The following is a 14,129-nucleotide window of genomic DNA, read 5'->3' as shown; positions in this document are numbered from 1 at the left end:
CATGACCCACACCGTGGCTCCGGCAGCGACGCCGGGCACCGACACGACCGCCGCGGTCCGCGACCGCTACCCCACCGACCCGGCCCGCCAGCGCGCCGTCGACCGCAAGTACGCCCGGCGCGCGGGGCCGGGCTGGACCCCGATCGGCCTCGGCGAGCTGGCGCACGCCGTGCGCGGCCTGCTCGCCGAGCAGCTCGGCGGCGCCGCCTTCGAGGTGCGCGACCCGCGCTGGCTCACCGGCGGCGCCTCGAAGATCCAGATGGCCTTCGACCTGGTGACCGGCGCGGACGCCCCGCGGCGGCTGCTGCTGCGCATGGACCCGCCCGAGTCGCTGAACGCCACCCTCAAGACGAGCGAGTTCGAGGTGCTGCGCGGGGTCGCGGGCGCGCTGCCGACCCCGGAGGTGCTGTGGGTCGACGACGCGGCGCGGCATTTGCCCGAGCCCGGCCTGATCTGCGGGTTCGTCGACGGCGTCACCAAGCCGACGCGCACCACCTCCGGCCAGGTCAGCGGCCTCGGCACCGACTTCGGCCGCGCGCTGCGCGCACCGCTCGGCGCGCAGCTGATCGGCCATCTCGCCGCCCTGCACACCCTCGATCCGAGCTCCCTCGAATCGGCGGCGCTGAGCCTGCCCGCCGCGGGCAGTACCGAGTGCGCCGCCTGGCAGCTGGGGTTCGAACGCCAGCTGTGGACGCTGGACCGGCTCGGCGAATCGGCGATCATGGAACTCGCCGCCCACTGGCTCGCCCGGAACCTGCCGGTGCTGGACCGGGCGAGCGTGGTGCACGGCGACTTCCGCAGCGGCAACTTCCTCTTCGACGAGGGCACCGCCACCATCACGGCCTGGCTGGACTGGGAGTCGGCGCACCTGGGCGACCGGCACTACGACCTCGCCTACTGCGCCCAGGACCTGTTCGGCCACTACGACGAGAGCGGGAAGACCTTCCTGGTCTCCGGGCTGGTGCCGCGCTCGGAGTTCTTCGCCCGCTACGAGGAGGCCTCCGGGCTGCCGGTCGATCCCGAGCGGCTGCGCTGGTACACGATCTTCTGTGGCTTCTCCGCCACCGTGAAGACCCTGGCCACCTGTCTGCGCATCGCACAGCTGGGCCGCTCGCACCAGGACGTGCTGCTGGCCCGGTTGGAGGGAACCGTGCCCATCCTGCTCGGCCAGCTCGGCCGGCGGCTCGAGGAGGTCGTCTGACCATGGAGTTCATCACCATCACGCTCGGCGCCGCCGCCAAGGCCATGACCGACGCGGTGCTGCCCGCCCTGCTCGCGGCAGGCGACCGGCAGGCGCTCGAACAGGCGCACCTGGTGCGCGACGCGATCGAGTTCGCGCGCGACCGCGCCGAGCTCATCGGCGAGCGCCGCCGGGCCGAGGCGCTCGGGCTCCTCGAGCTGCTCGGCGAGCTGCTCACGCTGGACGCACCCGGTTCCCCGCTCGCACCCCGGCTCACCGAGCTGCGCGCCGCCGCGCTGCGATCGCTCGCCGACCCCGCGGCCGACGCCGGACGGTGGGCCGGGCTCGGCGCCCGGATGGGGCAGGCGGTCACCGCCGTGCTGCGCGCGGCCGACGACCTCGACCCCGGCCCGCGGGCCGCCGTCGAACGCACGGTCCTGCGGCACGCGCTCCGCGGGCTCGAGCTGGACCGCGCCTGGCTGCTGCCGCTCGGCTTCGACCCGGAGCCGGGCAGCGTGCGGGAGCTGTCCGAGCTGCTCGGCACCGGTCGGCGCTGACCGCCCGCTAGCGCACCCAGGCGAGCGCGTTCGCCAGCTCACCGGGGGGATGCCAGATCGGCAGCCGGATGTGGGTGCCGAAGCCGTGGCGCACCGAGAACGCCGGGCCCGCCGCGATCCGGATGCCGTGCGACTGCGCGGCCATCGCGTAGGCGATGGCATCGGCGCCGGTGTCGACCCAGAGCCCGCTGCCGCCCTCGGGGGGCAGCGGGCGCCACTCCGGCCGGAGCTCGGTGACGGTGCGCAGGGTGGCCGCGGTGTGCTCGAGCAGCAGCAGGCGCCGCTCGGCGATCGCGGAGTCCGCGTCGAGCAGCGCCTCCGCGGCCAGGAACTGGTCGACCACCGAGGTCGTGATGTCGATCGTCTGTTTCAGGTCGGCGATCCGGGCCACCAGCGACGGTTCGCTCCGGATCCAGCCGACCCGCAGCCCGCCCCAGAACAGCTTGGACAGCGTGCCGATGGTGACCAGCCGCTCGGGGGCGACCTGCCCGGCCAGGCCGGTGTTCTGCAGCTCGGCGTCGTGCACGAGCTCGGCGGCGCTGCGGTCCTCGATCATCAGCAGCCCGGTCCGGTTCACCGTCGCCGCGAGCGCGCGGAGCAGCTCGCCGGAGCGCACCTGCCCGGTGGGGCTGTGCACCGACGACTGCAGGTAGGCCACCGCGGGCGGGCGGCGCAGCTCCGCCAGGGTGTAGTCGTCCGCCGGTCGCGCCTCCACCCGCAGCTCCATCCCGGCCAGCACGGCGAGCACCCCGCGATAGGTGGGATCCTCGACCAGCACCGTGTCGCCGCGCTCGGTGAGCGCGTGCACCGCCAGCCAGAGCGCCTGCTGCGCCCCAGCGGTGACCAGGATCTGCTCGGGCGCCGTGGGAATGCCGGCGCGGGTGAGGTGGCGGGCGAGCGCGGCGCGCAGCGCGGGCAGCCCGAGCGCGTGGTGGCCGTCGGTCTGCAGATAGGGCCGCAGCGCGGTCGGGCCGACCCGGCTGAGCACGGCCGCGAAGGCGTCACCGGCCGGGAGCGACTGCGTCGACAGGTCGACCGCGATCGGCCGCACGCCGGGAGCGGCGCTGCCCGGCAGCCGCAGCCGATGCCGATTGGGCGGGCTCACAGTCGAGCCGCGCCCGACCTCCGCGGTGACGTACCCGCCGCCGGCGAGGATCTCGTAGGCGGTGGTGACGGTCCCCCGCGAGATCCCGAGCTCGGCGGCGAGCGCTCGCTGCGCGGGCAGCCGCACCCCGTCGGCCAGCTTCTCCGCCTCCACCAGGTGCGCGATCGCCGACGCGAGCCCGATTCCCAGCGTGGCTTCGCCGGAGCGCCACGCTCCCAGCATCGACACCAGATCGCGCACGGCGAGTGACGCATTCGGCTCCGGCACGGTCCCGATCCTCGCACAGTGCCGCCGGCTCGCTCGGGTGGCGAGCCCGGCGCGCGGGTGGAGCGGCACGGCTGAGCGCGGCCCGGAGCGCTCCCCCGAAAGGGGCAATCGGTAGTCGGGGACGCCGGGAACGCGGTGCCGGGCTTCTAGGGTGATGCCAGCGCGACAGACGTACCCGCGAAGGAGGTCGCCGTGTGCCCGAGGCGAGCCCGGCTCGACATCGGCGCCGTGCACGTGCCGCGGCCCGCCGAGGTCTACGCCGACCTGATCCGCGAGAAGATTCTCAGCGGTGAGCTGGCGATCGGCACCCAGCTGCCGCCCGAGCGGATCCTGGTGGAGGAGAGCGGGCTCACCCGCGCGGCGGTGCGCGAGGCGCTGCAGCGGCTGCAGCAACAGGGCCTGGTCACCACCAAGCCGGGGCGCGGCGGCGGCTCCGTCGTGTCGCGGCCGGACGCGTCGATGTTCATGAGCTCGGTCGATCTGCAGCTACAGGGCTGGGCACCCGGAACCCAGATGCTCTTCGAGTCCCGGCAGGTCATCGAGCCGTGGTGCGCGTACTTCGCCGCGGAGCGGCGCACCGAGGCCGATCTGCGCACACTGCGCGCGATCGAGCAGCGTGCCGCCGCCGCGACGGCGGAGCTGGAGACCTTCATCGAGTGCAAGGTCCGGTGGCACATCGCGGTGGCGACCGCGAGCCACAACGACCTGCTCTCCACTTTCATGGAAGCGGTCTCCCGGGCGATCCTGCGCCAGACCGGCAACGACGCGCACCGGGATCCCGCCGCGATGTCGCGGTCGCTGGCGGCCCACCGCGCCGTCACCGACGCCATCGTCGCCCGCGATGCCGCCGAGGCGTTCCGCCTGATGACGCAGCACACCCGGACGCCGCCGATGATCGAGCTCGCGGAGGGCGAGGCGGAGTTCTCGCCGCGGCCGGAGCGCAGACACGCCTGAGCGACCCGCTTCTTGCGTAAATGGTCACACCATATTATGGTCGATATTTAGTGTGATTCAGCTCACGCGCAACGCTGTGCCGTTCCTCCGGCACCTGGCAGAACGGATTGCCATGGTTCGCTCGCTCCACGCTCTCGGGCAGCCGCCGGTGGCTGTCCCCGGGACGGACCGGTACGGCCCGGAGCCCCTGCCGCCCGACCTGGTCGTGCAGGCGCTCGATACCTTTCGCGCGGTGCGCAGACGGGTCGCGATGGCCGAGCTGCACAACCTGCGCGACGAGGACGGCATCGCGCTCGCCATCGGCCGGGCCTGGGAGGCGATCTCGGCGAGCCTGTGCCACGAGACCGGCGACACCCGCGATCTGCTGGACGCGCTGCTGCTGCTGCGCCGGCTCGAGGCCCTGGTCTCCGCGCACCGCAGGAACGCCGTGATCGCGCTGCACGAGCGCGTCGGCGAGGCACTGATGCGGTTGAGCCGGTGCGCGGGCGCCGACGAGCTGATCTCGGCGATCCCCCGCGAGGTCGTGCGGCTCGGCTACGACCGCGCGCTCTTCTCCCTGGTCACCGGCGGCACCTGGCGGCCGCGCGCGATCCATTCCCGCCAGGACTCCGGCTGGGCCGACGGTTACCTGCACGGCCACCGGGAGATCGCGCTGGCGCTGCCCGCCGCGGCGGTGGGCAAGCGGACCGCCCACGTCGACGAGACCACCATGCTCGGCCGGAGCGAGCGCGACACGGGATTCGAGCTCTGGCGCCGCTCCAAGTCGAAGACCTTCTGGATGGTGCCGATCGTCCACGATTTCCGGTTGGTCGGCATGATCCACGCCGACTGCCGGTTCCGCGAGCGGCCGGCGACCAGGACGGAGGTCGACGCCCTCGAGTACTTCTGCAGGCAGCTCCCGCTCGCCCTCGACCGCCGCGCGACCGGTGCGGCCGCGCACTCCGCGGGGCACCCCGAGTTCGATGCCGCGCCGCCGAACCGGGCGGAGCGGCTCCCCCGCCCCGCCGTCGAGGCGGGGGAGGCGGAGGGGCAGCTGTCCCTGCGCGAGATCGACGTCGTGCGGCTCATGGCCGAGGGGCTGACGAACGCCCAGATCGGGCGGCGCCTGACGATCACCGAGGGCACGGTGAAATCGCATGTCAAACGCATCCTGCGGAAGACGGGGGCGGCCAACAGGGCCGAGGCCGTCGCCGTCTGGATCCACGACCGCAGGCTGACCGCGGTCTGAAACACCTCCGCCCCCGGTCCGCAATTCCGGACCGGGGCGGAGCCGTGCACCCGCCGATCAGCCGACGGTCACCTTGCCGCTGCTGCCGTCGACGGTGAGGATCGTGCCGTCGACGATCCGGGTCGTGCAGTCCTGCACCGACACCGCCGCCGGAATGCCGAGTTCCCTGGCGACGATGGCGGCGTGCGAGATCGCCGCACCGGTCTGGCACACCACGGCGCCCGCCGACAGGAACAGCGGCCCCCACGAGGAGTCCGTGGTCATCGCGACCAGGACGTCACCGGGCTCCAGGTCGACGTCGTCGATCAGCGAGCGGACCACCCGCGCCGGGCCGGTGTGCACCCCAGGCGCCACGCCGAGCCCGGCCAGCACGTCGCCGGCGGCCACCGGATCGACGATCGAGGTGTCGCGGTCGGCGAACGACTCGATGGCGGGCGGGGCGCCCTCGAGGATGAACGGCGGCCACTTGCGCTCCAGCAGCTCCAGCGTCTGCTTCCGCTCCGCGACGACGGCGGCGTACGCCTCCGGTTCGGCCAGGAAGGCGTCGAGCTCGTCGTCCATGAGCAGCAGGACGTCCGCCCAGCGCTCCAGCACCCCGCGCGCGACCAGGCGGCCGCCCAGCTCGCGCATCGTCATCCGCGCCTCCTCGCACAGCCGGGTGCACTGCACCTTGGTCGCCTCGCGCGCGGGCAGGAAGAGGGTCGCCCCGTTGGCCGCCGCCAGGAACTGTGCGCGGGTCTCCTCGTCGAGCTTGCCCGCGATGGTCGCCACCGCCTCGGCTCGCTGCGCCGCCAGGTGGGCGGTGCGCTGCTGCGGCGACTGCTCGTCCGGCACCCGGCGCGCGTGATCGAGCATGCGCAGCGGAATCTCCGGCGCGGAGCGGTAGGTGGGCGAGCGGCCCTCCCACACACTCGGGCCGAGGAATCCCCACGCGTCGAGGAAGGCGTCCCAGCCCGCCAGGAATTCGCTCACCTCGGCGGAGTCCAGTGCGCCGATCCGCTCCAGGACTCCCCCGATGCCCTCCGCGAAGGCGCCGGTCAGCGCCGCCGAGTTGCGGACAAGCCGCGACAGCCGCCACAGATCGAAGGACTGCTGCGCGGAGTCGACCTCACCGAGCCCCGCGGTCACCTTCGCGACCAGGTCACCGTCGCCGACCGCCGCGCCCACCTGGGCGATCAGCCCGGTGAGGATGTTGGTCGCGTAGAGGTGCACGATGTGGGTGGCGAAGACCGGGCGCATCTCCGGAACCATCGAGCGGTAGCGGGCGGCCAGCTCGGCGTCGGTGAGTTCGCTCAGCCGCGGCCGCGCGGCCACGACCTCGTCGATCCGGCGCCGGTGTGCCTCGACTTCGGGCACGTCGGTGGCGCTGAACAGCGACCCCATCCACGCCACCATCCGCTCGGTGCATTCGGCGTTCTCGTCGTCGGGGTGCGGGGCGTACGGGCGCACGTCGGGGTGCTCGCCGAAGAGCGAGCGGTCGATCGCCTCGGCGGTCATCCCCGGCGTCCGCACGGCGAGCACCCGGGAGATCGAGACATTGATGTAGACGTAGCCGCCGAAGCACCCGACGACCTCGCACTCCCCCTCCGGCCGGAAGTCGGCGGGGGTGAAGACGCCGATCTGGTAGAGCGCGTCGCGGTAGGCCGCGTCGTAGACGCCGCGGCCGAAGGCGCTCCAGGTCAGCGGCGTCGCCGCGTCGGTGAACACCTCGCCGGTGTTCGCCCGCGTGAAGATCGGGAAGCGATCGCTGGGTGCGTCGTCGCAGGGCCACGCCACGCTCATGGCAGTTCTCCTCGGGATCAGAGCTGGTGAAGTGGCCGGCCCGACTCGGGCGCCACCTCCACAGGTCTAGGCCGCCGCGCCCGGTGTGGTGAAGCCCACAGTTCGCTCTTATCCCCTTCGAGGGAGGCCGGGCGGGCGGCGCGCTCCCTCCAACGAGGGATAGCACCGCGTTTCCGTTGTCCCGCGGCCCGGCACTTTGCCGACAATGGCGCATGATCAAGCCCGAGGACGCCGAATTCCACCCGCCGACCACCGACGCTCGAATGTGGACGGAGACCAACTACTTCGGGTTCGAGATTCCCGAGGTGCCGCTGCACGTGGGGCTGTACGCGCTGTTCCGCCCGAACATCGGCGTGGTCAATTCCGCGATCTTCGTCAACTCCCGCCGGGTGACCTCGGCGTGGGAGATCGATTTCTGGGACAGCCGCGCGTATCTCCCGATGCCCGAGTCGGGCAGCCTGCTCGACTACCGGCTCGCCAACGGCCTCGCGATCACCTGCGTCGACCCCAATCGGGTGTGGGACCTCCGCTTCGACAACGGGGAGTCGCTGCGGATCGATGTCCGCTACGAGGCGCTGATGGAGGGCTTCGACATCCACGATCCGGCGATGGATCCGCGCGCGCAGAACACCAAGGGCGATCTCTCCGCCAGCGCCGCCTACGCCGGCCACTTCGACATGACCGGCAAGGTCACCGGCGAGGTCGTGCTGAACGGGGTGCGGCACCGGGTCGACTCGATGTCGACGATGGACCACAGCTGGGGGGTGCGGGAGGAACGCCAGCTCGGCACGATGACCTGGCTGCAGGCGCATTTCGGCCATGATCTGGCGATCCACTCGATGTTCGCGTTCGACCCGGCGATCGGCCCGGATCGGGAGGTCGTCGCCGACATCACGCACGGCTACGTCATGGACCACGGCAAGGGAATCGGCCTCGCGGAGGGAACGGCGACCATCCGCCGCCGCGGGATGTACGCGAAGACGATCGATCTGCATCTGACGGATGCGCAGGGCCGGGTGTGGGAACTCACCGGGGAGGCGCAGACCCAGTTCCCGTGTCAGTACTGGCCCGGCTCGATGGCCTTCATGGTGCTGCCGAAGTGGCGGATGGGCGACCGGACCGCCTTCGGGACCAGCACCGACTTCCTCGACCTGCACCACTTCACCAAGCTGTACAACTGAGCGGAGCACGCAGTGACCACACCCCCCGTGGCGGACCGGATGCGCGCGCTGCGCCCGCAGCTGTGGTGCGCGCTGGCCGGGCCGGTCGCGATCGTCGTCGCGCTGGCCGGATGGCTGATCGCCGGCATTCTGCCCAAGCCGCCCGCAGCGGATCTGTCCACCGCCGAGCTGGTGCGCTTCTACGCCTCCGACCCGGCCGCGTTCCAGGCAGGCGTGACCATCTCCATCTTCGGCATCTCCGGGATGGGGGTGCTCGCCGGGGCGATCACCGTCCGGCTGCTCGACGCCGAGGGGCGTTCGCCGGTCCTGTGCTTCACCCAGCTCATCGCGGGCACGGTCACCTGGGTCCTGCTCGTGGTCCCGCTGGTGATCATGAACGTCGCGGCCTTCCGGCCGGAGCGCTCACCCGAGCTGACCGTGCTGCTGAACGACCTGGCGTGGCTGCTGTTCGTGCCCCCGGTGGCGCCCTTCGTCGTCCAGAACGTGGCCATCGCCCTGGTCGTGCTGCGGGACCGCGCCGAGCGGCCGGTCCTGCCCCGGTGGGTGGCGTACGCCAATCTGTGGGTGGCGTTCCTCTTCCTGCCCGGCGTGCTGTCCTACTTCTTCAAGAGCGGCCCCTTCGCCTGGCAGGGGCTGTTCTCGTTCTGGCTCGCGTTGAGCTCGTACGCCGCGTGGGCGTTCATCATGGGCTTCGCCCTGCGCAATGCCCTGCTCGAGGAGCACGCGGCCGCCGGGGGCGCGGGGTGAACCACGCGCCGGAGAGGGCGGAACGCCCGCTGTTCCTGCGCGGCGAGCCCACCCCGGCGCGGGTTCCGCGACCGTCCGCGCCGCCGCGGGCCGCGGCCGGCCGGATCCCCGGAGAGCCGGGGCTCTGGGTCTTCGTGCTCGGCGACATGACTCTGTTCGGGGTGTTCTTCGTCGCCTACGTCGCCGCGCTGGACCGGCAGCCCGCGCTCTTCGCGGCGGGCGCGGCCGCGCTCGACCGGTGGTCCGGGCTGCTGAACACGACGATCCTGCTGGCGAGCTCGTTCTGCGTGGCAGGCGCGCTGGCCGCGGGGCGGGCGGGGCGCACCGGCACCGCGCGCCGCTTCTTCGGGCTCACCGCCGTGCTCGGTCTCGCCTTCGCCGTCGTCAAGCTGGCGGAGTACCGGCACCTGGCCGGGCTCGGCTTCGCGCCGGTCACCGACCTGTACTTCACCTACTACTTCGTGCTCACCGGAATCCATCTGACGCACGTGCTGATCGGGCTCGCGCTGATCCTGGCGTGCCTGCGCGGCTGCGGGCGGCCGGGGTTCGCCGCATCCCGCTTCCCGGAGGGCGCCGGCGTGTACTGGCACATGGTCGACGCGCTCTGGATGGTGCTCTTTCCGCTGCTCTACCTGGTTCCGGCCGTGTGACGATCACAGGAGTCCCCCGTCGTGTCCGCGTTTCGCACCAGCGCGCTGGTGCTCCTCGTCCTGACCGCGCTGACGGTCTTCGGTGTGGTGGTGATCGACTCGCACTCGGCCACCGCGCTGCTCGGCCGCGAACTCTGGATCGCGGTGGTGCTGCTCGCCGCCTTCGGGAAGGTCGGCGCCATCGGCTACTGGTTCATGGAGCTGCGGACCGCGCCGCCGCGGCTGCGCTACCTGTTCTTCGGGTGGTGCGCGGTGTTCGCCGCCGTACTCGTCGCGCTCGCCTGGGCCTGAGCGCGGAACACGCGCTGACCACGGCGGCGTCCGCGAAGCGCGGAACCCGGTCGCGCCTCGCCACCGGGCCGTCGACCCGAGCGGCGGCACCGCGCCCGTTGTGCGGGAAGTCCAGAAACGCTACTGTTATGCAAATGGTCAGTCCGAATGACCACAACGACGGACGTGCGGTTCAGCACAGGAGAGGACACCGAAGTCTGATGGCCGAATTCACCGACATCACCTACGAGGTCGACAACGGGCTGGCCTGGATCACCATCAACCGGCCCGAGCGCTACAACGCCTTCCGCGCCCAGACCGTCGACGAACTCGTGTTCGCCTTCAAGCGCGCGTGGGCCAGCAGCGAGGTCGGCGTGGTCGCGCTGACCGGCGCGGGCGACAAGGCCTTCTGCGCGGGCGGCGACCAGAAGCAGCGCATGGAGACCGGCGACTACGGGCCCTCGGCCTCCGGGCTGTTCGAGGTCGAGGCGCTGCACCGGGTCATCCGCGACACCCCCAAGCCGGTGATCGCGGCCGTGAACGGCCTCGCCATCGGCGGCGGTCACGTGCTGCACGTGCTCTGCGATCTCACCATCGCGGCCGACACCGCGCAGTTCGGGCAGAACGGGCCGCGCGTCGGCTCCTTCGACGCCGGGCTCGGCTCGGGCTACCTGGCGCGCGTGGTCGGCGAGAAGCGCGCCCGCGAGATCTGGTTCATGCTGCGCAGGCTCTCGGCCGAGGAGGCCCTCGACTGGGGTCTGGTGAACAAGGTCGTCCCGGCCGCCGAGTTGAAGGCGGAGGTCCGCGCCTGGGCCGACCAGATGCTGGACTTCTCCCCCACCGCGCTCAAGGTGCTCAAGCAGTCGATGAACACCGACACCGAGCACTTCGTCAGCATCGGCACCATGGCCTACTCGACGCTGGAGATCTTCGGCGAGACCCCCGAGGCCCGCGAGGGCATCACCGCCTTCAACGAGAAGCGCAAGCCGGACTTCTCCCCCTACCGGGGCAAGTGACGGTGCGGTTCTCCGCCGAGCAGCAGGAGTTCGCGGCGGCGGGTGACCACCGCCGCCGCGCACCGGCGACCGTGGCCAAGCGCGACGGCGGTACCAACGAAATCCAGCGCGAGATCATCGCCAAGCACATCGGCCTGTGAGGTATACGATGACCGACTCGACCTTCTCCCCGCAGCTGCTCGCAGGCAAGCGGATTCTGATCACCGGTGGCGGCACCGGGCTCGGCCGCGGCGTGGCCAGGCACCTGGTCGACCACGGCGCCGAGGTGCACCTGTGGGGCCGCCGCGAGGCGGTGCTGGCCGAGGCCGCCGCGGAGGCATCGGCGGCCCGGCCGGGCGCGGTGCACTTCCACACCGTCGACGTGCGCGACTACGACAATGTCGACCGGACGATGGGCCGCATCTGGGCCGAGCACGGCCCGCTCACCGGCGTGCTGAACAACGCCGCGGCGAATTTCATCGCCCGCACCCAGGATCTGAGCCCGCGCGCCTACGCCGCGATCACCAGCACGGTGATGAACGGCTCGTTCCACACCACGCACGCCGCGGGTACCCGCTGGATCGCCGAGGGGCTGCGCGGCAGCGTGCTCTCCACCCTCACCACCTGGGTGTGGACCGGCTCGGCGTACGTGGTGCCCTCGGCCATGGCCAAGGCCGCGGTGCACTCGATGACCATGTCGCTGGCGGTGGAGTGGGCCAAGTACGGCATCCGGCTCAACGCGGTGGCGCCCGGCCCGATCCCCACCGACTACGCCTGGGAGATGCTGAACCCCACCGACAAGAGCGCGGTCGGCGCCACCCAGGCCGACCAGATCCCGGCCGGGCGTACCGGCACCGTCGAGGAGCTGGCCAACCTGACCATGTTCCTGCTCTCCGACGCCTGCGACTACCTGACCGGGCAGACCATCGCCATGGACGGCGGCCAGATGCTGGCGGGCCCCGGGACCTTCGCCGGGCTCACCGGGCTCACCGATGCCGACTGGCAGCAGATCAAGGAGACCAGCATGGCGGCCTCGGCGTCGAGCAAGGCGCAGCGCAACGTCTGAGAACGACCCGAAGGGGGCGGCATCCGGATCGGATGCCGCCCCTCTCCGCGTGCGCTCAGTCCAGCGTGGGCCGGTACCGGTAGGAGCTGCTGCGGGTGAGCGCGAATTCGAAGATGCCGGAGCCGGCGACCCCGTCCAGGTCGAAGCGGCACAGCCGGTCGGTCAGGGCGGAGTCGAGGGTGCGCGGGGAGACCGAGCCGTCGAGCGGGTAGCGGTCGGACTCGATGTGCTCCGCGCCGTGCGAAACCCCGTGGTGGCCGCCGTATCCCGCGCCTGCCATGTAGCCGCCGCCCGCGCCGGCGTCGGCGTGCGCGCGGTAGCTCCGCCCGGACGCGGTGTGCACCCGCACCACCCCGCCGATCAGGTCGAGACCGTCGGTGAACTCCAGGGCGTGCCGCACGTCGATGATCGGGTCCAGCGAGCCGTCCTCGCCCATGACCGCGCCCTCGAGCAGCAGCCGCTCCCCCGTGCGGGTCTCGACCAGCAGGAAGCCGATGGCGAACTCCGGGAACTGGGCCTGGTACCAGATGTGCAGCCCCTGCCCGCCGGACATGGTGCGCAGCCCGCGCGAGCGATCGCGCTGGCCGTACCAGCCGTCCACCGGGACGGTCTCGCCGTCCACGGTGAGCGTGCCCGCGTAGCGGCCGGACTGGAAGAGGTGGTCGAAGCAGGTGCGCGCGGCGGAGCTGTTGCCGACCTCGATCGTGCCCCACCAGGCGGGGGTGCGGGCCCGCCAGGTGAGGTCGAACTCGGCGCCGATCTCGTTGGGCGCCAGGGTCAGCCGCCACTGCGCGTTCGGCTCGACCACCCGCACGCGCAGCGGCCCGGCGCCGTCCCGCTCGGTGGCGCCGAGCAGGGTGGAGAACCGCAGGTTGCGCTGTTCGGCTCCGGTGGTCAGCAGCACGAAGCCGTCGGCGGTGTCGCGGGCCGGGTAGATCCCGTACCCCACGATCACCGAGGGGGAGGCGGCGTCGGCGGGGTGCAGGTTGAACATGAGCCGGTCGAAGAACCCGTCGGGCAGCTCGGGCACGCCGGGCTGCACCAGCGGGTCGTGGAACTCGGCGTGCTCGGTGCTGGTCATCGTGCTCCTCTGTCGGGTCGGGGCTCAGGGGCGGGCCGTGGCCGGGGTGAGCCCGGCGCTGCGGCGGGCGTCGTCGAGAAACCGCCCGACCAGCGCCGGGTCGGCGTAGTAGGGGTCGCCGATGCCGTCGAGCACGCGGCGGCGGCTGTATTCGTAGAGCACCGCCAGCTTCCACAGCGCCAGCGTGGTGTACCAGGACAGCGCGCCGACATCGCGACCGGTGCGCGCCGCATAGCGTTCGGCGAGTTCGGTTCTGCTCGGGTAGCCGTCCTCGAGCATGGCTGCGCCGAGCTCGGCGGTGGGGTTGGGCGCGCGGCCCGGCTCCGGGACGGTCGCGAGCAGGTAGCCGATGTCGAGCAGCGGGTCGCCCAGGGTGGCCAGTTCCCAGTCCAGCACCGCGGCCACCCGGCCCGGCGCCTCCGGGGCGAGCACCAGGTTGCCGATGCGGAAATCGCAGTGGATCAGCGCGGCTCCGGATTCCGGGGGAGTGTGCTGGTCGAGCCAGGCGTCGATTTCGGCGAACTCCGCCGGTGCCGCGCCGCTGTCGTCGGCGATCAACCGGCGCATCCGCCGCAGGTGCCGCCGGTTGAATCCCTCCGGCCTGCCGATGCGCTCCAGACCGGCTGCGCGCCAATCGACCTCGTGCAGCTCGGCGAGGGTGTCGACCAGGCTTTCGCCGATCTCGCGGCGCTGCCGCGGGGTGTCCAGCGGGGCGGGGGTGCGCGCGGTGACGACCGGTCCGGGGGCATAGCTCATCACGTAGAACGGGACGTCGAGGACCTCGTCCCGCTCGGCGACGGCGAGCACCCGCGGCACCGGGACCGCGGTCGGGTGCAGCGCGGTCAGCAGCCTGGCCTCCCGGAGCATGTCGTTGGCGCCCGGCGGGATCGGGGGCGGCGGCGGGCGGCGCACGATCACCCGGCGGGCGCCGTCGCTGACCAGGAAGGTCAGGTTCGAGTGCCCGTCGCCCACCGGGCGGGTGGTGATCGGTCCGGACACGATGCCGTGCCCGGTGAGGAACCGCCGCAGCGCTTCCGTGGTCTCGGGGGTCCAGTCCCAGGCCATC

Annotated in this window: 15 protein-coding genes; 11 read left to right on the top strand and 4 right to left on the bottom strand. The window is 72.2% G+C overall.

The features are described from left to right. Position 1 precedes the first annotated feature (1 nt). Positions 2-1,201: a phosphotransferase family protein gene (locus NH2_RS07760; RefSeq protein ID WP_067650441.1), complete on the top strand. Its 1,200-nt coding sequence runs from the start codon at positions 2-4 to the stop codon at positions 1,199-1,201. A 2-nt stretch (positions 1,202-1,203) separates the two neighbouring features. Next, a complete protein-coding gene (locus NH2_RS07755; protein ID WP_067650440.1) occupies positions 1,204-1,737 on the top strand; it encodes a hypothetical protein in 534 nt (177 codons plus the stop codon). A gap of 7 nt (positions 1,738-1,744) precedes the next feature. On the opposite strand, the gene NH2_RS07750 is transcribed toward NH2_RS07755, so the two are convergent. Continuing rightward, positions 1,745-3,109, bottom strand: a complete 1,365-nt coding sequence (locus NH2_RS07750; protein ID WP_084505302.1) for an aminotransferase-like domain-containing protein — start codon at positions 3,107-3,109, stop codon at positions 1,745-1,747. A 192-nt stretch (positions 3,110-3,301) separates the two neighbouring features. On the opposite strand from NH2_RS07750, the gene NH2_RS07745 reads away from it, so the two are divergent. Then, complete coding sequence (locus NH2_RS07745; protein WP_067650438.1) at positions 3,302-4,063, top strand: FadR/GntR family transcriptional regulator; 762 nt, start codon at positions 3,302-3,304, stop codon at positions 4,061-4,063. Between the two features lie 112 nt (positions 4,064-4,175). Next, entirely contained in the window at positions 4,176-5,291 is a 1,116-nt protein-coding gene (locus tag NH2_RS07740; protein ID WP_067650436.1) for a helix-turn-helix transcriptional regulator, read from the top strand. Positions 5,292-5,348: 57 nt separating this feature from the next. Here the strand turns inward: NH2_RS07740 and NH2_RS07735 are convergent, their stop codons facing one another. Beyond that, the gene (locus tag NH2_RS07735; protein ID WP_067650434.1) at positions 5,349-7,073 is read right to left on the bottom strand and encodes a PEP-utilizing enzyme; all 1,725 of its coding nucleotides are present in this window, start codon (positions 7,071-7,073) and stop codon (positions 5,349-5,351) included. A gap of 212 nt (positions 7,074-7,285) precedes the next feature. Between NH2_RS07735 and NH2_RS07730 the strand changes: the two genes are divergently transcribed. The 7 genes from NH2_RS07730 (at position 7,286) to NH2_RS07705 (ending at position 11,982) form a co-directional block, all read left to right on the top strand. Beyond that, positions 7,286-8,254, top strand: a complete 969-nt coding sequence (locus NH2_RS07730) for a DUF7064 domain-containing protein (protein ID WP_067650432.1) — start codon at positions 7,286-7,288, stop codon at positions 8,252-8,254. Positions 8,255-8,266: 12 nt separating this feature from the next. Beyond that, positions 8,267-9,001 carry a hypothetical protein gene (locus tag NH2_RS07725; RefSeq protein ID WP_157103651.1) on the top strand — a complete coding sequence of 245 codons (735 nt, stop codon included), beginning with the start codon at positions 8,267-8,269 and terminating at the stop codon, positions 8,999-9,001. Then, a complete protein-coding gene (locus NH2_RS07720; RefSeq protein WP_067650428.1) occupies positions 8,998-9,651 on the top strand; it encodes a cytochrome c oxidase subunit 3 in 654 nt (217 codons plus the stop codon). The genes NH2_RS07725 and NH2_RS07720 overlap by 4 nt, the downstream gene beginning before the upstream one ends. 21 nt (positions 9,652-9,672) lie before the next feature. Then, positions 9,673-9,942, top strand: a complete 270-nt coding sequence (locus tag NH2_RS07715; protein ID WP_067650426.1) for a cytochrome C oxidase subunit IV family protein — start codon at positions 9,673-9,675, stop codon at positions 9,940-9,942. Positions 9,943-10,142: 200 nt separating this feature from the next. Continuing rightward, a complete protein-coding gene (locus NH2_RS07710) occupies positions 10,143-10,937 on the top strand; it encodes an enoyl-CoA hydratase-related protein (RefSeq protein ID WP_067650424.1) in 795 nt (264 codons plus the stop codon). Further along, on the top strand, positions 10,934-11,077 hold the full coding sequence (locus NH2_RS28625) for a hypothetical protein (protein WP_157103650.1): 144 nt from the start codon (positions 10,934-10,936) through the stop codon (positions 11,075-11,077). The genes NH2_RS07710 and NH2_RS28625 overlap by 4 nt, the downstream gene beginning before the upstream one ends. Positions 11,078-11,085: 8 nt before the next feature. Next, the gene (locus NH2_RS07705; RefSeq protein WP_067650422.1) at positions 11,086-11,982 is read left to right on the top strand and encodes an SDR family oxidoreductase; all 897 of its coding nucleotides are present in this window, start codon (positions 11,086-11,088) and stop codon (positions 11,980-11,982) included. Positions 11,983-12,037: 55 nt separating this feature from the next. Here the strand turns inward: NH2_RS07705 and NH2_RS07700 are convergent, their stop codons facing one another. Both NH2_RS07700 and NH2_RS07695 read right to left on the bottom strand, forming a co-directional pair. Beyond that, positions 12,038-13,063: an Rv3169 family protein gene (locus NH2_RS07700; protein ID WP_067650421.1), complete on the bottom strand. Its 1,026-nt coding sequence runs from the start codon at positions 13,061-13,063 to the stop codon at positions 12,038-12,040. 24 nt (positions 13,064-13,087) lie between these two features. Further along, a complete protein-coding gene (locus NH2_RS07695; protein ID WP_067652443.1) occupies positions 13,088-14,128 on the bottom strand; it encodes a phosphotransferase family protein in 1,041 nt (346 codons plus the stop codon). Position 14,129: the final 1 nt, after the last annotated feature.

The sequence above is a fragment of the Nocardia harenae NBRC 108248 genome, assembly GCF_001612885.1.
Lineage (GTDB): Bacteria > Actinomycetota > Actinomycetes > Mycobacteriales > Mycobacteriaceae > Nocardia > Nocardia harenae.
This window is presented reverse-complemented; position numbering and strand designations above follow the sequence as displayed.